Origin of the sequence: Aliivibrio fischeri (assembly GCA_038993745.2) — a bacterium.
Lineage (GTDB): Bacteria > Pseudomonadota > Gammaproteobacteria > Enterobacterales > Vibrionaceae > Aliivibrio > Aliivibrio fischeri_B.
The window spans coordinates 631,900-657,493 of sequence record CP160629.1; the positions used below are offsets into that span (position 1 = coordinate 631,900).

The 25,594-nt window shown below is 38.7% G+C and carries 22 protein-coding genes; 11 read left to right on the plus strand and 11 right to left on the minus strand.

Features of this window, described 5'->3' with window-relative positions; all coding sequences use genetic code 11:
• The first annotated feature begins 209 nt into the window (after positions 1-209).
• From recB to AAFX60_003135, 3 genes are all read left to right on the plus strand, one after another.
• Positions 210-3,836 (plus strand): exodeoxyribonuclease V subunit beta, encoded by a 3,627-nt coding sequence (recB, locus tag AAFX60_003125; protein ID XDF78190.1) that lies wholly within the window; start codon positions 210-212, stop codon positions 3,834-3,836.
• Positions 3,829-5,847: an exodeoxyribonuclease V subunit alpha gene (gene recD, locus AAFX60_003130; GenBank protein XDF78191.1), complete on the plus strand. Its 2,019-nt coding sequence runs from the start codon at positions 3,829-3,831 to the stop codon at positions 5,845-5,847. The genes recB and recD overlap by 8 nt, the downstream gene beginning before the upstream one ends.
• Positions 5,848-6,057: 210 nt before the next feature.
• Positions 6,058-6,411: an SMR family transporter gene (locus tag AAFX60_003135; GenBank protein ID XDF78192.1), complete on the plus strand. Its 354-nt coding sequence runs from the start codon at positions 6,058-6,060 to the stop codon at positions 6,409-6,411.
• A 108-nt stretch (positions 6,412-6,519) separates the two neighbouring features.
• Here the strand turns inward: AAFX60_003135 and argA are convergent, their stop codons facing one another.
• A complete protein-coding gene (gene argA / locus AAFX60_003140; GenBank protein ID XDF78193.1) occupies positions 6,520-7,860 on the minus strand; it encodes an amino-acid N-acetyltransferase in 1,341 nt (446 codons plus the stop codon).
• Between the two features lie 152 nt (positions 7,861-8,012).
• On the opposite strand from argA, the gene AAFX60_003145 reads away from it, so the two are divergent.
• From AAFX60_003145 to tcdA, 3 genes are all read left to right on the plus strand, one after another.
• Positions 8,013-8,396: a DUF2850 domain-containing protein gene (locus AAFX60_003145; protein ID XDF78194.1), complete on the plus strand. Its 384-nt coding sequence runs from the start codon at positions 8,013-8,015 to the stop codon at positions 8,394-8,396.
• 190 nt (positions 8,397-8,586) lie between these two features.
• Positions 8,587-9,687 carry a murein transglycosylase A gene (mltA, locus tag AAFX60_003150; protein XDF78195.1) on the plus strand — a complete coding sequence of 367 codons (1,101 nt, stop codon included), beginning with the start codon at positions 8,587-8,589 and terminating at the stop codon, positions 9,685-9,687.
• 93 nt (positions 9,688-9,780) lie between these two features.
• On the plus strand, positions 9,781-10,590 hold the full coding sequence (gene tcdA / locus AAFX60_003155; GenBank protein ID XDF78196.1) for a tRNA cyclic N6-threonylcarbamoyladenosine(37) synthase TcdA: 810 nt from the start codon (positions 9,781-9,783) through the stop codon (positions 10,588-10,590).
• Positions 10,591-10,671: 81 nt separating this feature from the next.
• Here tcdA and csdE read toward each other — a convergent pair whose 3' ends face one another.
• Both csdE and AAFX60_003165 read right to left on the minus strand, forming a co-directional pair.
• Positions 10,672-11,097 (minus strand): cysteine desulfurase sulfur acceptor subunit CsdE, encoded by a 426-nt coding sequence (csdE, locus tag AAFX60_003160; GenBank protein ID XDF78197.1) that lies wholly within the window; start codon positions 11,095-11,097, stop codon positions 10,672-10,674.
• A gap of 23 nt (positions 11,098-11,120) precedes the next feature.
• Complete coding sequence (locus tag AAFX60_003165) at positions 11,121-12,338, minus strand: SufS family cysteine desulfurase (GenBank protein ID XDF78198.1); 1,218 nt, start codon at positions 12,336-12,338, stop codon at positions 11,121-11,123.
• Positions 12,339-12,707: 369 nt separating this feature from the next.
• On the opposite strand from AAFX60_003165, the gene AAFX60_003170 reads away from it, so the two are divergent.
• Genes AAFX60_003170 through rlmM form a run of 3 tightly spaced genes read left to right on the plus strand, consistent with a single transcriptional unit; the run spans position 12,708 to position 15,083 of the window.
• Complete coding sequence (locus AAFX60_003170) at positions 12,708-13,616, plus strand: transcriptional regulator GcvA (GenBank protein XDF78199.1); 909 nt, start codon at positions 12,708-12,710, stop codon at positions 13,614-13,616.
• The gene (locus AAFX60_003175) at positions 13,609-13,995 is read left to right on the plus strand and encodes a DUF423 domain-containing protein (protein XDF78877.1); all 387 of its coding nucleotides are present in this window, start codon (positions 13,609-13,611) and stop codon (positions 13,993-13,995) included. Before AAFX60_003170 ends, AAFX60_003175 begins: the two co-directional genes overlap by 8 nt.
• A complete protein-coding gene (gene rlmM / locus AAFX60_003180; GenBank protein XDF78200.1) occupies positions 13,992-15,083 on the plus strand; it encodes a 23S rRNA (cytidine(2498)-2'-O)-methyltransferase RlmM in 1,092 nt (363 codons plus the stop codon). Before AAFX60_003175 ends, rlmM begins: the two co-directional genes overlap by 4 nt.
• 246 nt (positions 15,084-15,329) lie before the next feature.
• On the opposite strand, the gene xni is transcribed toward rlmM, so the two are convergent.
• From xni to queF, 6 genes are all read right to left on the minus strand, one after another.
• Positions 15,330-16,109: a flap endonuclease Xni gene (gene xni / locus AAFX60_003185; protein XDF78201.1), complete on the minus strand. Its 780-nt coding sequence runs from the start codon at positions 16,107-16,109 to the stop codon at positions 15,330-15,332.
• A gap of 93 nt (positions 16,110-16,202) precedes the next feature.
• Positions 16,203-17,561, minus strand: coding sequence for a nucleotide 5'-monophosphate nucleosidase PpnN (gene ppnN / locus AAFX60_003190; protein XDF78202.1), 1,359 nt, complete (start codon positions 17,559-17,561; stop codon positions 16,203-16,205).
• A gap of 151 nt (positions 17,562-17,712) precedes the next feature.
• Positions 17,713-19,275, minus strand: a complete 1,563-nt coding sequence (locus AAFX60_003195) for a diguanylate cyclase (GenBank protein XDF78203.1) — start codon at positions 19,273-19,275, stop codon at positions 17,713-17,715.
• A 175-nt stretch (positions 19,276-19,450) separates the two neighbouring features.
• Entirely contained in the window at positions 19,451-20,329 is an 879-nt protein-coding gene (locus tag AAFX60_003200) for a hypothetical protein (protein ID XDF78204.1), read from the minus strand.
• Entirely contained in the window at positions 20,292-21,671 is a 1,380-nt protein-coding gene (locus AAFX60_003205) for a hypothetical protein (GenBank protein XDF78205.1), read from the minus strand. Before AAFX60_003205 ends, AAFX60_003200 begins: the two co-directional genes overlap by 38 nt.
• A gap of 98 nt (positions 21,672-21,769) precedes the next feature.
• Positions 21,770-22,615, minus strand: coding sequence for an NADPH-dependent 7-cyano-7-deazaguanine reductase QueF (gene queF, locus AAFX60_003210; protein XDF78206.1), 846 nt, complete (start codon positions 22,613-22,615; stop codon positions 21,770-21,772).
• A 104-nt stretch (positions 22,616-22,719) separates the two neighbouring features.
• On the opposite strand from queF, the gene syd reads away from it, so the two are divergent.
• Together syd and AAFX60_003220 are read left to right on the plus strand one after the other, a co-directional pair.
• Positions 22,720-23,271, plus strand: a complete 552-nt coding sequence (syd, locus tag AAFX60_003215; protein ID XDF78207.1) for a SecY-interacting protein — start codon at positions 22,720-22,722, stop codon at positions 23,269-23,271.
• A gap of 81 nt (positions 23,272-23,352) precedes the next feature.
• Positions 23,353-24,126, plus strand: coding sequence for a Zn-ribbon-containing protein (locus tag AAFX60_003220; GenBank protein ID XDF78208.1), 774 nt, complete (start codon positions 23,353-23,355; stop codon positions 24,124-24,126).
• Positions 24,127-24,169: 43 nt separating this feature from the next.
• Here the strand turns inward: AAFX60_003220 and AAFX60_003225 are convergent, their stop codons facing one another.
• Together AAFX60_003225 and AAFX60_003230 are read right to left on the minus strand one after the other, a co-directional pair.
• Positions 24,170-24,619, minus strand: a complete 450-nt coding sequence (locus AAFX60_003225) for a YaiI/YqxD family protein (protein XDF78209.1) — start codon at positions 24,617-24,619, stop codon at positions 24,170-24,172.
• Positions 24,619-24,888, minus strand: a complete 270-nt coding sequence (locus tag AAFX60_003230; GenBank protein XDF78210.1) for a hypothetical protein — start codon at positions 24,886-24,888, stop codon at positions 24,619-24,621. The genes AAFX60_003225 and AAFX60_003230 overlap by 1 nt, the downstream gene beginning before the upstream one ends.
• Positions 24,889-25,594 lie beyond the last annotated feature (706 nt).

Below are 25,594 nucleotides of genomic sequence, written 5' to 3' on the forward strand. Positions count from 1 at the left end.
GGTTGACCGAATCCTGATTACAAGTGCACATTTAATGAGCGCTTTGTAAGTGGCGCTGAGTGTAACAAAGCTCAAAAAGTGAACCGTGAGAAAGATCTCACATTGATAGCTTTATTATTTTTATTATCTTAGTTTCTGATGAACTACGATATGAATCACATAAATATCTTGTAAAAACAGGGTGTTGATGTTTAAAACGGTGATGTTTGATGACGACAATCGCAGCTCCAAATCAATTGAATGCAATGACGTTTCCTCTGCACGGAACTCGTCTGATTGAAGCTTCTGCAGGTACAGGTAAAACCTTTACCATTGCTAGTTTGTATTTACGTTTATTACTTGGTCATGGTGATGAAGGCTCTCGACATCAAGAAGAGTTAACCGTAGATAGAATATTGGTAGTGACGTTTACAGAAGCGGCAACTGCCGAGTTAAGAGAGCGTATTCGAGCAAAAATACATGATGCTCGTTTAGCGTTTGCTCGTGCTGTTCATAACAATGATTATAAGAGTGGTGATCCGGTTATTGATCCACTATTGGCATCTATTGGTGACCATAAATCAGCTGCGCAGATCCTTTTGAATGCGGAACGCAGCATGGATGAAGCCTCTATCTTTACCATTCATGGTTTTTGTCAACGTATGCTAACCCAAAATGCCTTTGAGTCTGGTGCGCAATTTGAGAGTGAGTTTGTTACCGACCAAGCGAAATTAATGCATCAAGTGGCAGCCGATTTTTGGCGTCGCAGTTTTTATCACCTACCTAAAATGGTGGCTGAAAGTGTTTATGATTGTTGGTCAAGCCCATCGGCATTATTAGGTGATATGGGTAATAGTCTTACTGGTGTCCCAAAGCATTTAACCGTAGAGCCACTAGAAAATTCATTAGAAGAGTTTTGTCAGCAAGGCATTGTTCGTATTGATGAATTAAAAAAACAGTGGTCAGAACATTGCGCCGATTTTGAAGCGTTAATTGCAGGCTCTGGTGTTGATAAGCGTAGCTACACTAAAAAGAATTTACCGAATTGGTTAGAGCAAGTGTCATCATGGGCCAATAACCCAACCACTTCATTGCAAGTGCACGATAAGCTAGAAAAGTTTTCTCAAGAATTATTAATTGAAAAAACCAAAAAGGGCGAAGCGCCAGAACACGCCGTATTTAAACTTATTGATGATTTTCTAGCTCAACCATTAGAGATTAAGCAGCCACTGCTATCATTGGCGATTCATCAATGTCGTAAAACTTTACAGCAAGCGAAAGAGCAAAAAAATTGGTTATCGTTTGATGATTTGCTGACTCAATTATCTCAAGCTACAGAAAATCAAGATAACGCCTTATTGCTAGAAAAGATCCGTGAGCAATACCCTGTGGCGTTGATTGACGAATTCCAAGATACCGATCCGCTGCAATATTCGATTTTTAGTACGCTTTATCAAGATCAGCCACAATGTGGTTTATTTATGATTGGCGATCCAAAACAAGCGATTTACGCCTTCCGTGGTGCGGATATTTTTACTTATATTCAAGCTCGTCGCCAAGTGGTGGATCATTACACTTTGGATACTAACTGGCGCTCAACGGCAGATATGGTGTCGTCAGTGAACCGTATTTTTGAACATGGCAAACAGCCTTTTTTGTACGATGACGATATTCCATTTTATCCGGTTAAATATAACCCTGTTAATGCCGAGCAAAAATCATGGGCGCTAGATAATCACACTCAGCCAGCGATGACCTTTTGGTTGCAAGAGAGCAAAGATGGTAATCCGGTAAATAAAACCAGTTATCAGCGTGTGATGGCAGAATCAACTGCCGCACAAATTCAAACCATTTTGACAGGGGCGCAGCAAGGTTCAGCGTATTTACAAAATGGAGAGAAAAAACAAGCCATCAAAGCGGGTGATATTGCGGTGCTGGTTCGTACTGGTAAAGAAGGTAAATTAGTTCGTGAAGCCTTATCAAAACAAGGTATTGCGAGTGTTTATTTATCTAACCGTGATAGTGTATTTTCTTCTCCATTAGCGAAAGATGTATTGCGTTTATTGCAAGCGGCCATGACGCCGACAGATGCAAGGGCGGTTCGTTCAGCGCTGGCCTCGTCATTATTTGCTTATACTGCGGATCAATTGCATCAGTTTAATGTGGATGAAATGCAGTGGGAGCAAGCAGTTAATGAGTTTCGTGTCTACCGTAAGCATTGGCAGCAACGTGGCATTATGCCGATGTTGCATCAAATCATTACTCAGCAAGGGATTTCTGAGCGTTTACTCGCAGAAAACGGTGGTGAGCGCCAACTAACAGATTTATTGCATATTGGTGAATTACTGCAGCAAACTAGCCAAACCTTAGACAGTGATTATGGATTATTACGTTGGTTGTCTGACTCTATTTCTGAGCCTAATGGTGATTCAGAAGAGCAGACGGTACGTCTAGAATCAGAGCGTAACTTGGTGCAAATTGTCACTATTCATAAATCTAAAGGGTTGGAATATGACTTAGTCTTTTTGCCTTTTGTTTGCTTATATCGTGCGATAGACAAAAAAGGTGAAGTCAGTTTTTATGATGAAGATAATCGTTACTCGGTGTTGGATTTATTAAAAGAAGATGATTCCGTTGAGAAGGCAGAAAAAGAGCGTTTAGCCGAAGACTTACGTTTGATTTATGTAGCGCTGACTCGTGCGGTTTATGCTTGTTATATCGGCATCGCACCTATCACCAAAGGCATCTCGAAAAAGCCACCAACGGGTGTGCATTTATCGGGGTTAGGTTATCTAATTCAACGGGCAGACGAATGTAATGTTGAAGAGCTGCAAGCTTGTTTAGAAAAGTTGATTGTAGGCAATTCGCCTATGGTGATCCAATCACCTCAAACCATCACCGATGAGCTGTATCAAGAGGTTCAAGATGAGCATATTGAACTGTACGCTAATAAGTTAATTGAACCTGTAAAAAGTAATTGGTGGATGACCAGTTATTCTGGATTAGTCAAACAAGGCAATCACCATAATGATGCTTCATTAGAGCTTATTAATTTAGATATCGATTCAGCAGAAGATAAAGACGATAAAGAGTTGGATTTAGAGCCAGAGAGAACCATCTTTACTTTCCCGCGTGGAGCGAGGGCGGGTACGTTTTTACACTCATTGTTTGAAGAGGTGGAATTTACTCAGCCCATCACCAGTGAAGAAAATACGCAAATCATCATTAAATTGCTAGAGAAAGAAAACTACGATGCAGAATGGCTAGAGGTCGTTCAAACCATGATGCAACGAGTGTTAGATTGTCCACTTGATGGTGAGAACTTACGTTTAGCAAGTAAAGGTCCAACTCAACGTTTGGTTGAAATGGAATTTTTACTTCCTATTGAATTACTAAACTCAAGTTTAGTGAATAAGACCATAGCGAAGCATGATGAAGTATCAGCAAGAGCCGGGGAATTAGGTTTCTCTACCGTTAGCGGTATGCTCAAAGGCTTTATCGATTTAGTGTTTGAGCATGAAGGTAAATATTACGTTCTCGACTGGAAATCAAATCATCTGGGAGACTCTCCAGAGTATTATGGTGGGGATGCCTTAGTAGAAGCGATGCGAGATCACCGTTACGATTTTCAGTATCAACTTTATGCATTTGCACTTCATCGATTTTTGAAGAGCCGTATTGCTGATTATGACTATGATACCCATTTTGGTGGGGCGTATTATATTTTCTTACGTGGCGTTGAAGAGACACATGAAGGGCATGATGCAAATTCTAACGGTGTATTTTACTCAAAACCGAGTAAAGCCTTGTTAGAAGAGTTAGAGAAATTGGTAGATGGAGTTGAAGTCAATGCTTAAGCAATTACAACACTTAATGGATCATGGCGTACTTCGCCCATTGGATCTTCAATTTGCCAAGTTTATCGCTCAGCAAGAAAAAAACAGTGATAGTAATTTACTTATGCTGCTATCAGCCATTACGAGTCATGAACTAGGTCGTGGTCATGTATGTATTGATATTGAGCAGATAGAGCAAGGGGAGCTCTTTACTCTTCCAGCAAAATATCGTGATGCGTTATTAGAGTTAGTCCCTGAAAGAAGCGCTTGGGCAGAACAATTAATTAATGCATCAACCGTCTCAAATGGCACTGAGGCAACCCCTTTAGCTTTTGATGGTACTCGCTTATATTTACAACGTTACTGGGCATTTGAACAACGTGTTTCTAACCGTATTACTAAAGCGGCGCAAAGTGTTGCAGTAAACCCTCAGCTATCGAATACATTGGATGAATTGTTTGCTCGTCAGTATCATTTTCTATTTTCAGCATTGAAAAAGTTGGAGAATAACAACCAAGTTTCTCGCCAACAATTAGTGTGCGATATGTTGGATGTTGTTCAGCCTGATGATCTGGATTGGCAGGCGATTGATACGGTTTTATTAGCTGCGACCAAATCTTCAGAATTAGAAACGTTAGATCAATTAATTCCAAATAACCACTGTGTGAATTGGCAAAAAGTCGCGGCAGCTGTGGCGTTAACTCGTCGATTTTCAGTAATTTCTGGTGGTCCAGGTACGGGTAAAACAACCACTGTAACCAAGCTTTTGGCTTCCTTAGTGACACAAGCTCAGCAGGATAATAAAAACATAGCGATGAAGCTGGTTGCGCCAACTGGTAAAGCCGCGGCGCGTTTGACTGAATCCATTGGTCAGGCAGTGCAATCCATTGGTTTAGCACCTGAAGTGAAAGAAGCGATCCCAACGGATGCCAGTACGCTACATCGCTTACTTGGCTATATTCCTAATCAAGTGGATTTTCGTCATAACAAATCCAATCCATTACATCTTGATGTGTTGGTGGTGGATGAAGCGTCTATGGTCGATTTGCCTATGATGGCTCGATTACTCGATGCGGTACCTGAACACGCTCGTGTTATTTTATTGGGCGATAAAGATCAACTAGCTTCAGTTGAAGCGGGAGCGGTGTTAGGTGATATTTGTCAGTTTACTAAAATGGGTTATAGCCAGAACCAAGCTCAGCAATTATCTCAACTAACTGGCTTTAATCTACCGGCACAATCACATAATAATGCGGTTGCAGATAGCTTATGTATGCTGCAAAAGAGTTACCGTTTTGATGCGCGTTCAGGCATAGGCCAGCTTGCCAAAGCCATAAATGAAGGCAGTAAATTTAAAGTAGAAGCTGTGTGGGATAAAGGGTTCTCAGATATTCGTTTTCATGATTTAAGTAATGATAGCTACAACGCAATGATTACCATGATGGTCAATGGTTACCGCAGTTACTTAGGGTATATCCATGCAGGTGATAAACCTGAAATCGTACTGAAAGCATTTAGCCAAATTCAATTATTATGTGCGATGCGCGAAGGGGATTTTGGTGTGATTGGATTAAATCAACGTATTGAAAAAGCGTTGAAAAAGTCTGATTTAATCCCTCATGGTGATGAAATTTGGTATTCGGGTCGTCCTGTTATGGTAACGCAAAATGATTATGGTGTTGGTTTGTATAATGGCGATATTGGTATTGCTATGCCAGATCCTATTGATCAGCGTTTGCGTGTCTATTTTGATATGCCAGATGGCTCTATTCGTGGTGTGCTACCAAGCCAATTACCAGAACATGAAACGGTTTATGCTATGACCATTCATAAGTCTCAGGGCTCTGAGTTTGAGCATACAGTATTGGCATTACCAGCAGAGTTTAGCCCAATTTTAACCCGTGAGCTGATTTATACGGGCGTGACTCGAGCGAAGAAAAAACTCGATTTATTTGCGACGGAAAAAGTGGTGGCTCGAGGGGTTATGATTAAAACTCAGAGAAACAGTGGGTTAGTATCACTAATGAATTAAATAATATAAGAGTGATTAACTTTTAGAAGTCGGTCACTCTATTATTTCATCTTTGTAATAGTTATTTACTATTTTTGAGTCTAGCCAAAGAGTCAAAAATGCCTATAATTGCGGCTCTAAAATTCGGAAGGAATGTCGGATATTCTATTTTTACCAACTATGTTAATTAGATGATTAGTGGTTGGTTCTGATCTAGAGTTTTACTGTTATATGTTTAAATTACTTGTTTCAATGCCGCCTGCGATGGCTCTTATTATTGCGATTATTTCAGAAGTGATTGCAACCTCATTCATTCCTAAAACCGAGCAATTTACTAAATTGACACCAAGTTTAATTGTGGCTGTTGGCTATGGTATTGCTTTCTTTTTGCTGTCTGTAACCGTAAAAAGTATGCCTGTTGGTATTGTTTACGCAATCTGGAGTGGTGCCGGTATCGTCCTTGTTGCCGCTATTGGATATTTTGCTTACGGACAGAAGTTAGATCTTGCAGGGATCATTGGGATTGGCTTAATTTTGTCTGGTGTTCTTGTGGTTAACTTATTATCAAAAACTGCTGGTCATTAGTCATTAACCTCAAGCTTGGATAGTTTTAAGTTATTCAGTAAGAATGATCAAATACTTATGTAGATTGGTATAAATAGGCCGCAAAGGGATTTCCTTTTGCGGCCTTTTTTATAATCCTTTCAAAACAAGAATTTTTGATTTTCTCTGAAAGTTGTACAGTTTCTGTTTTTTCATTGGTAAGTGTGAAACCTCTACCTCAATAAAACCTTGTTCTCTAAACCAATGGAGGCTGCGAGTGGTAAGAACAAAGAGCTGTGACAATTTGAACTGTTTTGCTTTACTGCGTAAGCGGTTCAGTAAAGTCACTCCACGGTCGCCATCTCGATAATCAGGATGAACAGCAACACAGCCCATTTCCGCCATTCCTTCTTCAGGGAAAGGATATAAAGCGGCACACGCTATAACTAATCCATCTTTTTCAATAATCGTAAATTGTGCAATCTCTTGTTCTAACTGTTCACGAGAACGGCGAACTAAAATGCCTTCTTCTTCTAATGGGCGAATTAAATCTAATATGCCACCAATGTCATCAATTTCAGCATCACGAACTTGTTCAGAGCTCGCCATTACTACTTGAGTACCAATACCATCAAAAGAAAATAACTCTTGAATTAATGCGCCATCTTCTTTGTAGCTAATTAAATGACTACGAGGAACCCCAGCTTTGCATGCAGATATCGCTCCTTTTAAAAAGCGCATTGTGCCCGTGAGTTTTCCATTTTCTGGTGCTAATTCTTTTTCAAGACGTTGGAGGATCTCTTCAGCTTCACTTGGAAATAACTCCGCTAAAATCTGTCCTTTTTCATTAAGGACACCTTGCTCTGAACAGAAACCAATGAGCTTGTCGGCATTTAAGCGGATAGCTAACTGAGTGGCGACATCTTCTGATAAAAGATTAAAACATTCGCCGGTAACAGAACTCGCAACAGGGCCAAGTAGAACAATAGATTGTTGATCTAACATTCGATTGATCCCTTGGGTATCGATTCGACGGACACGTCCACTGTGGCAATAATCAATACCATCATCAACACCTAGAGGTTGAGCAATAACAAAATTGCCGCTGATAACGTTAATTTGTGCTCCTGCCATTGGGGTATTATTTAAGCTCATTGAGAGACGAGCTGTGATGTCGAGTTGTAACTGTCCTGCTATCTGCTTTACTAGCTCTAGTGTTTGCTCATCGGTAATGCGTATACCTTTATGGAAAGGAGCGTGATGTTTTGTCTGTTTTAGTAATGAACGCATCTGAGGGCGAGTGCCATATACAATGACAATTCGCAACCCTAACGAGTTGAGAAGGGCGATATCATTAACTATATTAGCGAAGTTAGGATCTGCAATCGCTTCTCCACCAAGCATAATGACAACGGTTTTATCTCTATGAGCGTTAACGTAAGGTGCAGATTGACGGAATCCCTTAACTAAAGCGGTACTACGAAACTTCACGATATATCTTCCATGATAAATACTTATTCACTTATCATGACTATTTATTTTAATTTGCGCAAGTCTTTAGTAGAAGGTCACATAACTTTTTCTTAATATTTTAAAAAAATGCCGATAAGCTTATATATCAATGGTTTTTATTAGGCGTAGTGATGAGTCAAGCCCAAGAAAAAGAGTTACAAAAAAGAAAAGTTCGATTATTGGTGTTAATTGGACTTGTTGCGGTTGGCCTTGTTGCTGGGACAATTGCTGCAATGTATCGAGCGGGCATGTTTGCGAAAATGCCATCAACTCAACTATATGGGAATTGGGTTGAGTTGGGTGTACCAAGCTATGCACAGGATAGTTTTACTATCAGTTCTGCTGGTATTTATACGCATGGCCGTTTAATTAATACACAATATGAGTTTGACGGCACAATACTGCGTTATATGCACGGTGATACTGAATACGTGTATCAAGTTGAAGATGAAGATGGCGAACAGCTTTTACGCATCAAGCCTGCTCATTATAAATCCAGTTTTCGTAAACAGTAATTATCTGCTGAAGTCTTAATTTACCTGCTTATTTTCTATTCGAGATAGCCCTTTATCTCGAATAGCCTTTCTTCGTAATGTCAAAGTTTGTCAAAATTATCCTTTTCTTACATTTATTGCACTCTAAATAATTGCCCTCTCTGAATTTGTTTGTCATCCTTGCCGCATTATTTCTCAATAAGGCTTTATTGTGTTTCGTAAATTATCTTTTGTGTGTGTTCTTCTTGGATTAGCTGGGTGTGCTGATCAACCAACAGATCGTGCTCAGCAGTATCTGGATGGTGGGTTTAGTAGTAACTTGAATAAAGTTGGCGAAATTAATTCAGATAAGCCTTCTGATTTTAGTGCTTTCAAAAAACAGAGTGCAGAAGTTTTAGAGCGTTCTGAATCCATGTCTCTGCGTTATGAAGAACTCTATGTTCAATTACAAAAATGGATTGATGAAAGTTCAAACCCTGCAGAGTTGTCGAACTACGGTATTCAATTTGCTCAGATGGGTGGCGGTGATAAAAAAGGTAACGTGATGTTTACGGGTTACTTTTCTCCTGTAATTGAGATGCGTCATACGCCGAACGAAACGTTTAAATACCCAGTATATGATAAGCCTGATTGTGGTTCAGATTGTCCAACTCGTGCAGAAATTAACGCGGGAGCATTAGCAGGATTAGGACTTGAGTTAGGTTATGCTGATAACATGATTGACCCATTTATCATGGAAGTGCAAGGCAGTGGCTTTGTCCATTTTGGTGATGATGACAAACTTGAGTATTTTGCCTATGGTGGGAAAAATAATCATCCTTACGTAAGTATTGGCCGCATTCTAATAGAGCGTGGTGAAGTTGAGCGTAAAGATATGTCTTTAAAAGCAATCAAAGAATGGGTTGCGAAAAACGATGAGGCAACGGTTCGTGAATTGTTAGAGACAAACCCTTCTTATGTCTTTTTCTCACCAAAAGAAGCGCATCATGTTTTAGGTACCGCGGGTATACCATTGCATGCTGGTGCCGCTGTAGCCGCTGATCGCACTTTATTGCCTATGGGAACCCCAATCCTTGCTGAGGTCCCTCAATTAGATAAAGACGGTAAGTGGACAGGGAAGCACGTACTTAAAGTATTACTTGCTTTAGATACGGGTGGGGCAGTTAAAGAAAACCATTTAGATCAATATTATGGAATGGGAACAGAAGCGGGTATTGCTGCGGGTCACTTTAAGCATTTTGGTCGAGTATGGAAATTAGGTTTGCAAGATACTGAAACTGAAAATCCTTGGGAAATGCCTAAATCAGAATAATGTGTTGGCCGCTTGTATCCCTTAACACTTGATCTTCTAAAAAAGAGTGCGTATAAATCGTGCTCTTTTTTTGTTTTTGAGTAAGGTAACCCCATGCGCGAATTAACCACTCCTGCTTCTGAAAGTTATGACCAACGTTTTGGTGGCACTCGCCGTTTGTATGGTAATAGTGAAGTAGAAATTATGCGTGCAGCTCATGTATGTGTAGTTGGTATTGGTGGTGTGGGTTCTTGGGCTGTAGAAGCGCTAGTACGTACTGGTTTAGGTGAAATTACGTTAATCGATATGGATGACGTATGTGTGACGAATATTAACCGTCAAATTCATGCGATGACAGGTACGATTGGTCAAAGCAAAATTGAAGTCATGGCTGAGCGCATTAAATTAATTAACCCTGAGTGTAAGATTAATTTAATCGATGATTTCATTACCCCTGAAAATCTATCTGAATACATCTCTAAAGAGTTTGATTACGTACTTGATGCCATTGATAGCATGAAACCTAAAGCGGCATTACTGGCTTATTGTAAGAGCAATAAGATTAAAGTCATTACGACTGGTGGTGCAGGTGGTCAAACGGATCCGACTCAAATTCAAATCACAGATTTAACTAAGACGATTCAAGATCCTTTGGCTAAGAAATTGCGTGATACGCTGCGTCGCCACCATAATTTTACTAAGAATCCTAAGCGTAAATTTGGTATTGATTGTGTGTACTCAACTGAGCATTTGAAATACCCACAAGCTGATGGTTCAGTATGTGCAACTAAAGCAACAGCTGAAGGTCCTAAGCGTATGGATTGTGCGAGTGGTTTTGGTGCTGCTACGGTGGTAACGGCGACGTTTGGTTTTGTTGCAGTGTCGAGAATTGTAGAGAAGTTGATTGAGAAACACAGTAAGTAGGGACTAGGGATTAGAATTAAGGTACGAGTAAAAGCCTTTCTCGTACCTAGCTTCTTGAAGCGAAGCGTTCTCGTTCCTGCTTTAAATTAAGCCGTTGATCGTTTCAATGATCGCTTTAAGCCCATTACCACGTGATGGGCTTAAATGTTCAATTAACCCCAATTGAGCAAAGTACCCATCCATGTCGAAAGCCTTAATCTCTTCTGCGGTTTTATTATTAACTGCCGCCATGACTAATGCGATAAGCCCACGAACAATTCTTGCATCAGAGTCTGCGCAGAAAAAATAAACACCATCAACGATTTCATGTTGTAGCCATACTTTACTTTCACAACCAGAGATCGTCACGTTCTCCTGTTGTAGCTCTTCAGGCATGCTAGGTAGTTTTTTACCTAATTGAATTACGTTACGGTAGCGGTCTTCCCAACCTTTAGCGTTACTCATTAAATCAAGTACTGTCGAGTGAGTAATGTCAAAACCAAAAGGCGATGATGGGAAAGTGGACATAAATGAATACCTTAAATTTGAGCTTATAGCATATCTGCGGCTTTGTTTAGCGCATCGATAAAACGTTGAACATCTTGTTTTGTATTATACAAGGCAAATGAAACACGTACAGTACCTGTAAGCCCTAGAGCATCTAGCATAGGGTGAGCACAGTGATTACCTGAGCGTACAGCGATGCCTTGTTGATCTAATAGCGTAGCGATATCTTGGTGATGGACACCATCAATAACAAAAGAGAATAGGCTAGCGTTATCTTGTAATCCAATAAAGCGTAAGTCCTCAATATCTTTGATTCCATCAATCGCCATTTGACGAAGTTCATTAATATGAGCATTTAGATCATCATGGGCAAATTGCTTAACCCAGTTAATGGCTGTGGCAAAAGCAATCGCTCCGGCAACATTAGGTGTACCTGCTTCAAACTTTCCTGGAAGTTCTGCAAATGTGGTTTTTTCAAACGACACTTTCTCAACCATTTTACCGCCCCCGTGCCATACAGGCATGGACTCAAGTAAGTGTTGTTTACCATATAGAGCACCGATCCCAGCAGGTGCAAATAATTTATGACCAGAGCAAACATAGAAGTCGGCATTCATTGCTTGAACATCAATCGCATGATGAACAATCCCTTGAGCGCCATCAACAACAACAATCGCCCCAACGCTGTGTGCAATTTTAATGATCTCTTCAACAGGGTTTTGTGTTCCTGTCACGTTGGTTACTTGAGCTACTGCTACAATTTTGGTGTTTTTGGTTACCAATGATTCAAATGCATCCATATCTAATGTGCAATTTGACTTCATTGGGATTTTAATGATTTTTGCTCCGGTTTGTTCTGCAACAATTTGCCAAGGAACAATATTCGCGTGGTGTTCTAATTCACTCACTAAAATTTCATCATGTTCTTGTAGCGTGCTACGAGCATAAGTTTGAGCGATTAAATTAATGGCTTCTGTTGCACCACGAGTCCAAATAATCTCTTTACTGTTTTTCGCATTAATGAAGTGTTGAACCGTTTCTCTGGCTTGTTCAAATTGAAGCGTAGCAGAGGCAGTTAGGCTATGACTGCCACGATGCACATTAGCGTTACTTTTTTGATAATAATCTTGAATTGCATTTAATACAGCTAATGGTTTTTGTGTGGTTGCCGCACTATCAAAATACGCAATAGGTTGCTCATTTACTTCTTGTAATAGAGCTGGGAATTGAGAACGAACAAGTTCAACATTAAATGCAGTCATAAGAATTTTCTTTATTGGATTAGCAAACAGGAGAATGATGCGGATTTCTGGTGCGTAAGTCAAAATTACAGGCAAAAAAAAGCACCGTATTAAACGGTGCTAACTAATCTTTTTTAACCATAGGTCAAAAACACAGGAAATATTGAGCATTGGTATCAATAAGTTGATATCAATGATCGGGCTCTAACAGTCGAGCCAATATGCAAACACAACATTGCAGTTTAGAGAGAGGGGAAAAATATTCAGGGAGGAATATATGTCTTACCTCTAAACTACGGGGCTAATATTAGGTTTTATCTGGTAGTTCGACAATGGACAAATTATAATACTTGGCATTAAAAAAACTAATGGTTCAAAATGTGAGTTCTTATGTCTCGAAGATTACCACCTTTAAATTCTTTACGTGTGTTTGAAGCGGCAGCCAGGCACTTAAGCTTCACGCGTGCAGCAGAAGAATTATTTGTTACACAAGCGGCAGTTAGCCACCAAATCAAAGCATTAGAAGAGTTTCTTGGTCTTAAACTTTTTCGACGCCGAAATCGCTCTTTGTTATTAACAGAAGAGGGACAGAGCTACTTTTTAGACATTAAAGAAATCTTCTCTTCTTTATCTGAAGCAACAGATAAAGTATTGGAAAGAAGTGCCAAAGGGGCACTAACTATTAGTTTACCGCCAAGTTTTGCTATTCAATGGTTGGTACCAAGATTGTCGGATTTTAATAACCAAGAACCAGATATTGATGTTCGTATTAAAGCCGTTGATATGGATGAAGGTTCATTAACCGAAGATGTGGATGTTGCTATCTATTATGGTCGAGGTAATTGGCCGGGTCTTCGAGTTGAACTGTTATATCAAGAGCAGTTATTGCCATTATGCTCACCTCAAGTGCTACTGAATGAAAAACCATTAGCGACCATTGATGATTTACGTTTCCATACGTTATTGCATGATACTTCTCGTAAAGACTGGAAGCAGTTTGTTAAGCATTACGAATTAGCAGGTATGAATGTAAACCAAGGACCTATTTTTAGTCACTCGACTATGGTGCTACAAGCTGCTGCTCACGGGCAAGGTATTGCGTTAGGTAATAACGTATTAGCTCAACCTGAATTAGATGCGGGTCGTTTGGTTGCCCCATTTGAAGAAGTATTAGTGAGTAAGAATGCTTTCTACCTTGTATGTAATGAAAAGCAAGCTGATACCGGTCGTATTGCTACGTTTAGAGAGTGGATTTTAAGTAAAGCTCGTAGCGAACAAGAGATTGTGGATGATGAATAGTCGTTTATGTTTATTGATTGCGAGTATTAGTGGAGCACTAACTGTTGGGCTAGGGGCATTTGGTGCTCATGGTTTAAAAGCGGTTTTATCTCCCTATCTACTTGATGTATATGAAACTGCAGTGCAATATCAAATGTGGCATACCCTTGCGTTGTTTGGATGTGGAATTTTGTTGAGAAATTCATTTTCAAAAGGGGTATCATACGCCGCCTTGTTATTTACCATTGGAATGTTATTTTTCAGTGGAAGTTTATATGCGTTAGTGTTCACCGGAATAAAATGGTTTGGTCCAATTACTCCATTAGGTGGATTCTGTTTTATTATCGGTTGGTTAACGCTGGCTGTTTCAACTTATCGTTTGACTGAGGTTTCAAAGTGAAACAAGTAATGTTCTATTGTCGCTCTGGTTTTGAAAAAGAGTGTGCAGGTGAGATCCAAGATAAAGCCACTCAACTAGAAGTGTTTGGTTTTCCTCGCCTAAAAAATAATACAGGCTATGTGCTATTTGAATGCTATCAGGAAGGCGATGCAGACCGTTTAATCCGTGAGATTAAATTTAATGAGCTAATTTTTGCTCGTCAAATGTTTGCGGTTGCAGCTGAAGTTAGTGATCTACCTAAAGATGACCGTATTTCGCCGATTCTAGATGCATTATCTGATGTTGATGGTGTGCCTTGCTGTGGTGATATTCGTATTGAAACGCCAGATACGAATGAAGCAAAAGAACTATTAAAATTCTGCCGTAAGTTTACGGTTCCAATGCGTCAGGCTTTACGTGGTAAGAAAATGCTGACAGAAAGAGATTCAAACCGAATCCCTGTTTTGCATATTTGTTTCATTGCTCCGGGTCATTGTTATGTTGGGTACTCTTACACAAACAATAACTCTCAATTCTTCATGGGTATTCCTCGTTTGAAATTCCCAGCAGATGCACCAAGTCGTTCTACATTGAAATTGGAAGAAGCGTTTCACGTATTTATTCCAAAAGAAGAGTGGGATGATCGTTTAGCATCAGGCATGTGGGGGGTTGATTTAGGTGCATGTCCTGGTGGCTGGACTTACCAATTGGTTAAGCGTTCTATGTTTGTTCATGCGATTGATAATGGCATGATGGCTCAAAGCTTAATGGATACAGGCCAAGTGAAACACCACATGGTTGATGGTTTTAAATTTGAGCCACCAAGAAAGAACGTAACATGGTTAATTTGTGACATGGTTGAGAAACCAGCTCGTGTTGCACACCTTATGGGTGAATGGCTAATTAAAGGTTGGGCAAAAGAAGCGTTATTTAACCTTAAATTACCAATGAAAGGTCGTTACGATGAGGTTCTTCAAGATATTGAAAACCTAAAAGATTTCTTAAAGAAAAATGGTTTCCAATACAAGCTTCAAGCTAAGCATTTGTATCATGACCGTGAAGAAATCACTGTTCATATCCAAGCGATCTCAAACATTTCTCCACATTAATATTTCGTTATACAAATATTGATGTAATCCAAATTATTGAGAAATAAAAAACGCCCGCTGATGTTGATAATCAGCGGGCGTTTTTATTGAACTTCAACAATGGTTATTCGGTGTTGAATATGGTGTGCTTTGGCGCAAAAAAAACTGTTTGTCATCGTTTTGGTAACCACAGCAAATATAGCCATCTTTCTTTTGCAGAAAAGCACACTATATTCATGATACTTGGTAGTCCCTAGTCCCTAGTCCCTAGTCCCTAGTCCCTTTCTCATATCGTATATCCTGCAAATTAAACCCAAGCTCAATATCCGTTCTTAACCCCGCAACCTGACGACATAAAATAGCGGTTTCATAATGCTCATCAAATTTCTTACGGTATTTTTTAGGTAGATCTTCAGACTCATTTGCGGCCTCAATCGTTGGGAATTGAGTGAGAATTTCTAACGCTGCTTTTGGGCCGACTCCCGGAATACCTGTGATTTTACTTGAACTGATCCCTGCTAATCCCCAGTAATCAGCCAATTGTTCAGGCTTTAAACCAAACTCTTTTTCTACAAAAGGAGCATCTAACCAGCGATGTTGAAAATAATCTCGAATACGTAAAGTAGGAGAGAGTAACTGACAGTAGCCTTTATCGGTAGAAATGATCGTAACTTGCTCATTATGCATCGCTACTTTATTGGCTAGGGTGGCAACTAAGTCATCCGCTTCATCGCCATCAGAAAGTAACGAATCAATACCTAACTTCCACCATGCTTCTTGGATATCATCCATGCCTTTCTGTAATGCTTCAGGCATGGGTTTTCTGTCCTCTTTATACTGAGGAAGAATTTCTGCACGCCATCCTCGATCTTGAAGATGATGATCAAATACCGCAATGATATGAGTTGGCTCTGTTTCTTTTAATATTTTATTAATAGTACGAGTGGTGGTGGTGATAACCGCTTGGATATCATCTTGGTTAGGTTGAGCTGAGTGAACGCGACGAATAAGATTAAGAGCGTCAATAATAACCAGATGAATTGCCATAACGTATTCATTCCTATCTATAAAAAAAGAAAAAGCCTACGCATTCTGCATAGGCTTATTATTGTACGTTAGTGAAGGTGAAAAATTCCAGCCTTAATCCATAACGATTTTATAGCAAGGCTCGTACTTAGAACCAGGTAACTTCATTCGGCCTTGTTTTACAAAGTCTTGAAGTAAACGATCCATCTTTTTCATTAAGGCAGGATCACCATGCAGTTTAAATACACCGTGCTTTTCGATCTCTGCAATACCTTCGGCTTTCACATTACCAGATACAATTCCTGAGAATGCTTGACGTAAGTTGGCAGCTAATGTTTCTTTAGGCTGATTTAAATGTAAATCTAGAGCTGACATCGCTTCATGGGTTGGTTCAAATGGTAATTGGAATTCAGGCTCAATTTTTAATGCCCAGTTAAAGCTATAAGAGTCATCCGTTGCTTTACGATATTCTTTTACCTTCTTAATACCATGATTAATGAAAACCGCCGCTTTAGCTGGGTCGCCAATAACAATGTCATAATAATGAGTGGCTTCCTCGCCTAAGGTATCGCGAATAAAGGTATCAATAGAACGGAAATAAGCCTCACTCTCTTTTGGACCAGTAAGAACGATAGGCATAGGCTGCTGTCTATTCGCAGGGTTCATCATGATCCCTAAGATATAAAGCAACTCTTCTGCCGTTCCTGGGCCTCCAGGGAAAATAACAATACCATGAGCCATACGTACAAACGCTTCTAAACGTTTTTCAATATCAGGCATAATGATAAGTTCATTTACGATAGGGTTTGGTGGCTCTGCCGCAATGATTGATGGCTCGGTTAGACCAACAAATCGACTACCGTTATAACGTTGTTTCGCATGACCAATAGCAGCTCCTTTCATTGGGCCTTCCATTGCTCCGGGACCACAACCAGTACAAATATTTAATTCACGTAAACCAAGTTCATGGCCGACTTCACGAGTGTATTGATATTCGACAGGATTAATTGAATGTCCGCCCCAACATACCACTAAGTTAGGCTCAATACCGGTATGCAAGGCTTTTGCATTACGCAAGATACTAAATACTAAGTTAGTTAGGTGAGTAGCTTTGGTGAGATTTAGTCGATTGTGATCAGCGATTTGCATGTTTACGTAAACCATGTCACGTAAAACAGAAAACAGATGTTCTTGAATACCTTTAATGATAGTCCCATCAACGAATGCGTGCTCAGGTGGGTTATTTAATTCAAGTTTAATTCCGCGATCTCGGCGCGTAACAGCAACATCAAATGACTGATATTTATCTAATAATTCTTTCGAGCTATCAGTATGACTTCCTGAATTTAATACCGCTAATGTACAGTTTCGATACATACGGTAAAGTTCACTTGAAGCGGTTTTCTTTAACTGATCAACTTCTAATTGTGATAGCAAATCCATGCTACCTGCAGGGCTTATATGAGTAATCATATTGTGCCTCCCTTGCGTATTTTTATTATTGTTCGAATAATAAACTTACACAGCAAAAGAGACTTTTGCTAGGAAAATTGTAAAAAACTGAGAGGGTTATAATGCTATTTGGTATTTAGTTATCAGTAAAAAAACGAAATTCTAATGATAACTACGCACTAATGAGTTGCTCAATGCCTTTTGTTTTTTGCTTGTATAACGCTTGTATTGAACGTTCAATAACTTTCTCAGGTATATCACTGTTTGTGAACTCTGAGCTGCAAATTGAAACCGTGATTTTTACATGGTTATCTTTGAATTTGAATGGCAGTTTCGCAATCGCCGATTGGATATTGGTTAATACCTTCTTTCTTTCATCTTCAGTGGTTTCAGTAAATAAAATTAAAAATTCTTCACCACTAAAGCGAGCAACAAAATCAGTATCTGATACTTGGTTTTCAATGGTTTTTGCGATAATGCTAAGCGCTTTATCTCCAGCCAAATGACCGTAATTTTTATTAATGCGTTTGAACTGATCGATGTCGATGATACTAAGCACTAAAGAGTGTTGATGGCGTACCCAGCGTTTATATTCTAAATCGAGACGTTCGTGCATTGCTGCTCGATTATAAACTTTGGTTAGTGGATCTTTGAAAATTCGTTGTTGCTGGTTATTAAGCTGACGGCGATACTCTAGAGTTTCTTCATAAAGCGTATTGAGCTTCTTGGTTGCATATTCGTGTCGCTCAATTAATGCTGCTTCACGCTCTTGCATTGCTTTATTACGTTCAGATAAATCACTCATTTCACTGAGTAGTAGAGCCATTTGAGCTTTATGCTCTTGCATGCTTACTTTACTATTTAATAAGTTCTCAGCTTGCTTTACTAGTAGGGAGTATTCTTCATTTAATAGGGATCTTTGTTCTAAATAAGCCTGACTTTTCTCTTGATTTTGTTCACTTGTTTTTATGATTTGAGCAACTTGTGTATTCATTTCACCAACAAACGCTTGTGATGCTTTACGTTCATTGTTTGTGCCTTCCAATACTAACTTTAAGGTCTGAAGTGCAAGATCAATTAAAGATACAGCATCGACACCTGTCAGTAGTTTATTACGGATTTCAAGTAAGTCTTTTCCTGAAGTACTGTCAAAATCTAATTCAGAGATTAAATGTTGTAGTTCATTACTTAATTGTTCTTGGGTATCGACATCAATAATTTCATTGGAATTGATTTCAGATGATAACTGACCTACTGAAATGAATTTGATCGCTCGCTCATAGAGTTCAATAAGTCGAACAATACGATGAATGTGTTTACTGCCATCGTGAGAAGGGTGTTGTAATAAGTTACGAAGATCTCTTTTAAGTCCGGCAGGTAAGCCAATGACTCGTTGTAACGTTTCACCACAATAAGAAATATGATCTTCCATCATTGAATGCTCTTTTTGAACATTCTGCTTATATCTATTAATTAAGCGTTCAAAAGTAGCAATACGAACCGTAAGGTCTGATGTATTCTCAACTTGTTCAATGCTGGTAGCAAGTTCAACAATCTCTTTATCTAGTTCACTATCATGATGTTTACACGCAGCACAAAAACGCAAAATAATACGCTTTAATAGCATTATTTCACGACGTGATTTTAACGTAGTGTCTCGGTGTGATAGGCGCGTTTGATCTAGCTGTTGCTTAAGCTGGTTTAATTCAGAGGCAACAATGGATACTTCAATCATAATAACTTAGGTAAAAACTCACATTGATAGATAGCGGTAACCTATAAATAGGTCAATATTTTCATAGTAACAAAGATATTAGTAACTGACTAAAATAAAGTATCAAATTTGTTTAATTGATAATCATTACTATACCGTTAATGTTAATTTTGTGATGCATTATTCATTTTTGTTGCTAATTTCTTGATGTTATTACCTTTATTAAGCCTTGGTTAATCGCTTGTTCACAAGCTAAGCGTATATTATTACTTGCAAAACTTGCGGCTGGTGCATTATCTATCGCTCGATAGTTTACCCATTGGCTGCTTGATAGTTCTTCACTCAAATGTTGAGCTGCATTAGTTGCCATTAATAGAATATCAATTAATTCTCTATCATTAATTGCAGTGTAGGCCCGTGGTAAAAATGGGTATTCAACCATCCCTATATTAACAGTTTTATCAGTTAAAATATTCGAATCGAAATTATTTATCCAACTTTGAACGGTTTCAGCCATTTCTTGAACACTACAGGTTGAGTCCGATTTATGCTCGATATAGAGAAAACTGGCATCTGAAAAATGATAAATACGGCTCGGAGAAGTCACTACAGAAGATAAGTAATCCCCAAAGGCTTTTTCAATTGATAAGCCTTCTTGGTAGCCATGAGTTAGATATAGCTCTTGTAACATAGGAATATGGAATAGCGTAAATCTCAATCTATCACTTAGTGGTTCATTGATTAATTCACCTAAATGCCATTGTTCAATATTAGAGCTACTTTGTTGTAGTGATGATGGTAATCTTTCTGTTAGCAGACGTAAGTTACGTAATCCACTGCGAGGGTGGGTGTAATATTTATTTAGTAACAGATGGAGACGTTTTTTCAAGAAACGATTCACTTGCTGTTTTCTAAATGCATAAATTGAAATGATAGTTAGTAATGCAACTAAGAATCCTGCAATCTTTTGAATTTTAAGCGTTTGTAAATGATTTTCTTTTAATTGAGCTTCTAATCCTTGGTAATGCAGAGATTGTTCAATAATGCTTTTTTTGTTGTCTAAATACTTCTTCATTGATTTCGTTTTGAACCGCTTGAATAGACGAGTTCAGTGTTTCGTATTCACGCTGGGCTTTTAATGCCGCTTCAAATAATCCCATTTTTTCATAGGTTTCAGAAAGCAATTTTTGAGACTGTAATTTGAGCGGTTTATCATTGTCTTTTTTGCTATACACAATCGCGGTCTGAATATCATTAATAGCCAGATCCGGTTTATTGTTTATTAGGTTAAGTTTTGCTTGTAGAAGAGCCGCTCTTGCTTTCTGCTTTGGTAGTTTTACGTATTCATTAAGGTTGTTGGCTTGTTTTAAGTAATGCTCACTTAATGCGTAGTTGTAGAGTAAGAAATAAGTGTTTGCGATATCTAATCGTAATGAGATTAATTTATTAACGTTATTTTTTTCTTTCTCTTGATCCAGAGCGTTAAAGTACTGCACTAACGCTAAGTTGAATCGACCTTGTTTAAGGTGTATCTGAGCGATTAAGGTTAAAACGTTAGATAGTTGTTCGCTGTTATTGTAACGGCCGTAAAATTCAGCTGATTGCGAGGCGTGTTCAAGCGCTTTATCCAGTACTTTTCTTTGGAAAAAAAGCTCACCTAATAAGAAGTTAGCTCTAGCTAGTTGACCACTTTGATCCGCTTCAATTGATTGCCAGTAAGCACTTAATAATTCTGTTAATGCTTGATCAAATTGTTTGTTCTTTAAAAAGTGTCGACCATAAGAAATATGATAGAAAATGAGGCTGCTTGGATCTTTTAGTTTTGCCCCATGAGTCATTGCTTGTTTGTAATATTGTTGTGCTTTGCTGTTATTTCCTTGCTCAGACTCAACTTCAGCATGAATTAACGCAAAACCAAAATACAGTTTGTCGTGAATGCCAATAGTATTGCCTGTTTCAAGTAACTCTTGCTCAATAATGGCTAAAATACTATTTGTTTCATCTACATCTTTGGTTAAATTCCACCATAAATAAGCATAGATTAATTTAGATTCTAAATAGCCTGACTTTAATTGAAAGTCTTTAGCTAGAGATATCGCTTCTTTGATGGCTTCAATCGCTTCTCTATTTTTATTTAATCTTTTATTAGCGAGTGCTTTGATTTGAAATGCTTCAACAGTACTTATTGGCGTTCTGATGGTACGTTCAGAATCATTGTTAATTGGAATTTGATTGGGATTTTGACCTGGCGAGATTTGTCTTTGCTCAAGATACTGGTTAACGATTCTAAGTGATTGCGCAGGTTTGGTATCTAAAAGTTGGTAAGCATCATTCAGAATTGGGGCTGAGAAAAATTTAGCCCATGCAGAAAGTGGGAAAAACACAAAAATAAAAAGAAGACATTGACGGAAAGACATGTAAAGGATCCACAAAAAAACAACCATTACATACTATCGTTGTGAGGGGATTTGTCTACAAAGAAACGTTCTTTGTAGACAAAATTAATCAAAATGTCTTACTGGCGAGCTAAACGTAAATTGTCTTTAGGTGCCAATAGGTGCGAGCTACGGAATGGATTTATATCAAGACCACCGCGTCGCGTATAACGAGCAAATACAGTTAATGATTCTGGTGCGCAATATTTCATAATATCCGTGTAAATTCGTTCTACACATTGTTCATGAAACTCATTATGTTGACGGAAAGAGATTAAATAGCGTAGTAGCTTCTCACGATCAATTTTTTTGCCTTTGTATTGAATTTCAACACTGCCCCAATCGGGTTGGTTTGTAATTAAGCAGTTAGATTTCAATAAATGACTGTGCAGTGTTTCTTCAATACAGACATCAGATGTACTTGACTCTAAATAAGCAGCATTGAACTCGTAATCATCAATAATAATATCTTGATCATCAATGCATTCACCTTGCATATCGACAATTGGCTGTTGTGAATATCGTTGTACAGGGAATACATCTACTTTTACGGTTTCACCTGCACATGCACTTAAATCTTTTACCAATGTCTCTTTTACTTCATCCCATGAGGTGAATTTTGTTTGGTTAAAACTGTTTAGATAAAGCTTAAACGATTTTGATTCAACAAGGTTTGGGCTTGTTGCAGGTAGTGCGACTTCACCAACAGCCACTTGTGGTAAACCATTTTGATTTAGCCACGACAGTTCATATAGCGTCCACACATCACAACCTACAAAAGGAAGTTCATCACCTAGTGCAAGATCATCACGATTAAGACTTCGAGGAACCGCTTGTAGTAATTCAGGTTCGTAAGTGTGTTTGTATTCTGTTTTTTGTCCAAGGGTCAGTGATTTTAGCTCATCTGCATTGGTGTATTTAGTCATATTGAAAATACCAAAAGTAGATTAGAATAAGGCGTACTAAGTAGACAGCCTTTCGTTTAATATTGGATAGTTTACTTGAAATTTTATCTTATGAGGAGAATCGAATGCCACTTTCGGTAGAGCAAGCGCTTGCTAACTTTAGCCAACGTTATGTAGAAGCATGGAAAGCACAACATGATTGCTTGCCAATTAATGAAGAGTTAGTGGGATTAGCTTCTCCTTGTATTGAAGAAACGCGAGATTTAGAAATATCTTGGCAACCTATTGTTAGAGATGAAGCGATTCGTTTGCATAATATTGAGCAAGGAATTGAACTGGATCTTCATGACGACTTCCATGCATTTTATGGCACTCAATATAGTGCGGATATGACAGCCAAGTTTGAAGATATGAATATCGAACTTCTTCAAGTGTGGAGTGATGAGGATCTGGAGCGTTTGCAAGGCAATATGCTAGGCCATTTAGTCATGCAGCGTCGTCTGAAACTAGTACCGACTTTATTTGTTGCTGTTACAGATGATGAAATGGAAGTCGTTTCTATTTGTAATCAATCTGGTGAAGTGATTTTAGATCGCGTTGGTACTAAAAATAGAACAGTATTAGCGGAGAATATGGCTGAGTTTTTAAATAAACTAGAGCCGGTTATTGCTGCATAGTTAATTGGTAAATGATTAAATCAATTCCGGTGTAATTACATCGGAATTTTTATTTTTAAAGTGGTTAGGAAAAGAGCGTTAATGTTTGTTACTGAGTTAGATTTTGAAGTGTATTGTGATACTTCGATGGCAGCGGTAGAAAAGGCAATAAATTATTGTTTAGATTGCCTACGTTACAATGGACAAGTTATTGGGCGTGAACTGCCAGTTGTGATGAAAGGAACAAACTTTGTTGCTCGTGTTGTTTGTCCTGAAGTAGATTCATTACATCCAGACAATCACAGTCCACAAGTGAAATTAGCTTTTAAACAACTGAGTGAATTTGGATTATTACAACCTAAGGTTAAAGTGGTTGGCCAAGACATGAATTCAGATCCTAGTGATGAGAGTGAAACCGTTAGTTGGCAAATACTTTATACTAGCCATTTACATACCTGCTCGCCAATTCGACATGGCGAAACATTCCAGCCTATTCCATTATATCGTTTACCTGCGGTGGCTAATGGTGACCAAAAGCAGCTTATTAAATGGCAAGAAGATTGGAGTGCATGTGATCAATTACAGATGAATGGCTCTGTTGTTGAACATCCTTCATTACATGAGATAAGTTCAAGCAAAAGTCATCTATTTAAGCGTGGTTGGGATTTGTGTCGTCGTATGGCGGTGGTAAGTGGTATTCCAACGTATCTATACATTTATCGTGTGGCTGGCGAGAGTAAAGAGAAAGAGCAAGCACGTCGTTGTCCAGTGTGTGATGGGGATTGGGCTTTAAAAGAACCGCTTCATGAGGTATTTGATTTCAAATGTGATGAGTGCTTACTTGTAAGTAATTTATCTTGGGACTTTAAAGACTAAGTTCGGTTGAATAAAAATGGGAGCCTAAAAATGCTCCCATTTTTTATATCTTAGCTTTGGCTAAAATACGATCAAGCTGGTTTGCAAACTCTCTACGTTCTGTCTGAGAAAGAGGGGCTGGACCACCAGTTTGAATGCCACTGGCACGCATTGTATCCATAAAATCACGGATATTTAATCGAGCTTTAATCGTCGCTTCTGTATATAGCTCACCACGAGGGTTGAGCACTTGTACTTTCTTTTCAATGAGCTCTGCAGCTAATGGGATATCGGCGCTGATCACCAAATCGCCTGCTTCAGAGCGTTTTACGATTTCATCATCAGCAACATCAAATCCCGCCTCTACCTGCATAGAACGAATATTGGCTGCACTTGGTACAGGAATATAATGGTTAGCCACTAAAGTTAATTGAATTCCAGTTCGAGTTGCAGCACGAAATAGCACTTCTTTTACCACTTTTGGACATGCGTCAGCATCTACCCAAATTTGCATTATTTATTCTCCAAAGCAATCAAGCGTTCTGTTAGCTCTTTTACTTGTTCTTCAAGTTGAGCAATACGTTCGTCTGCGGTTAATGAGGTTTCTCGAACTTCTATTTTGGGTACATGGGAAGTCGATTTAAAAGATTTTACCGCAGCAATAATCGCGGGCATTGGTATTTGGGTCGTTAAACGAGCTCGCACTAGCGCTGTTGTTGGTTTTTTACCTTCATTGGTTAAATCTTGTAGGACTTTTTGCAGTTCATCCGTTACGTTTTTCATTGTGACTTCCTATATTTCAGCTTTGCTTATAATAACGAATTCTATATACCGATCCAAATAAGTATTATTCTTTCTTAAAACTACAAAAGTGTGATCAAGATCGGTTTCTGTTTTCCTTTGTAAGCTGATAAAAGTGGAAAAAACGGAATAGGCTTGTGCGAGATCTCTCACGAAAGAGGTAAGAAATATCGTTTCTTTCATCATAAATATTGATGTGTTTTGTTTTAACTTATTGTTAATTAGGTATTTTTGTTTTTTTTAAATCGATTGGGATAAAAATAAAGATAAAAAATATGCTGCTAGACTATTGTTCAAAAAAGTCAAAAGCGTAATCTTATTGGTGTCGGAAGGATACTGACACGGAACAGGAACTAACCAAGGATTTGGTAAGCTTCAGGATGAAGCATTCGGTTATTTAGGATGAATAATCGGCAAGGAAAGCAAAGGACATTGAACGGACGCAATAGTAACTAGGATGGTTGCTACTAAGGAAGACAATGGATACCTCTAGGATAGAGGAAGGACTGAACATCAGGATGATGTAAGGGACACCGCTCACGGAACAAGTGAAGAGAGTTAACGACGGACTGTTAACGGATCAGGATAAGATCAAGGACACCGCTAGGACGGCGACGAACGGAATAAGCTGAAGGAATCAGCATACTATCATGGATTTGATGCATGGAGCACCACTTAGTAGCCGGAC

What these genes read in the sequence shown, in the direction of transcription:
- csdE (XDF78197.1), bottom strand. Translation starts at nt 11,097, where the DNA reads ATGTCCACTTTCCCATCATCGCCTTTTGGTTTTGACATTACTCACTCG.
- AAFX60_003200 (XDF78204.1), bottom strand. Translation starts at nt 20,329, where the DNA reads ATGAAGAAGTATTTAGACAACAAAAAAAGCATTATTGAACAATCTCTG.
- tcdA (XDF78196.1), top strand. Translation starts at nt 9,781, where the DNA reads ATGCGCGAATTAACCACTCCTGCTTCTGAAAGTTATGACCAACGTTTT.
- AAFX60_003225 (XDF78209.1), bottom strand. Translation starts at nt 24,619, where the DNA reads ATGCAAATTTGGGTAGATGCTGACGCATGTCCAAAAGTGGTAAAAGAA.
- AAFX60_003165 (XDF78198.1), bottom strand. Translation starts at nt 12,338, where the DNA reads ATGACTGCATTTAATGTTGAACTTGTTCGTTCTCAATTCCCAGCTCTA.
- AAFX60_003175 (XDF78877.1), top strand. Translation starts at nt 13,609, where the DNA reads ATGAATAGTCGTTTATGTTTATTGATTGCGAGTATTAGTGGAGCACTA.
- ppnN (XDF78202.1), bottom strand. Translation starts at nt 17,561, where the DNA reads ATGATTACTCATATAAGCCCTGCAGGTAGCATGGATTTGCTATCACAA.
- AAFX60_003170 (XDF78199.1), top strand. Translation starts at nt 12,708, where the DNA reads ATGTCTCGAAGATTACCACCTTTAAATTCTTTACGTGTGTTTGAAGCG.
- xni (XDF78201.1), bottom strand. Translation starts at nt 16,109, where the DNA reads ATGGCAATTCATCTGGTTATTATTGACGCTCTTAATCTTATTCGTCGC.
- AAFX60_003205 (XDF78205.1), bottom strand. Translation starts at nt 21,671, where the DNA reads ATGTCTTTCCGTCAATGTCTTCTTTTTATTTTTGTGTTTTTCCCACTT.
- syd (XDF78207.1), top strand. Translation starts at nt 22,720, where the DNA reads ATGCCACTTTCGGTAGAGCAAGCGCTTGCTAACTTTAGCCAACGTTAT.
- AAFX60_003195 (XDF78203.1), bottom strand. Translation starts at nt 19,275, where the DNA reads ATGATTGAAGTATCCATTGTTGCCTCTGAATTAAACCAGCTTAAGCAA.
- AAFX60_003220 (XDF78208.1), top strand. Translation starts at nt 23,353, where the DNA reads ATGTTTGTTACTGAGTTAGATTTTGAAGTGTATTGTGATACTTCGATG.
- AAFX60_003230 (XDF78210.1), bottom strand. Translation starts at nt 24,888, where the DNA reads ATGAAAAACGTAACGGATGAACTGCAAAAAGTCCTACAAGATTTAACC.
- queF (XDF78206.1), bottom strand. Translation starts at nt 22,615, where the DNA reads ATGACTAAATACACCAATGCAGATGAGCTAAAATCACTGACCCTTGGA.
- recB (XDF78190.1), top strand. Translation starts at nt 210, where the DNA reads ATGACGACAATCGCAGCTCCAAATCAATTGAATGCAATGACGTTTCCT.
- AAFX60_003145 (XDF78194.1), top strand. Translation starts at nt 8,013, where the DNA reads ATGAGTCAAGCCCAAGAAAAAGAGTTACAAAAAAGAAAAGTTCGATTA.
- recD (XDF78191.1), top strand. Translation starts at nt 3,829, where the DNA reads ATGCTTAAGCAATTACAACACTTAATGGATCATGGCGTACTTCGCCCA.
- AAFX60_003135 (XDF78192.1), top strand. Translation starts at nt 6,058, where the DNA reads ATGTTTAAATTACTTGTTTCAATGCCGCCTGCGATGGCTCTTATTATT.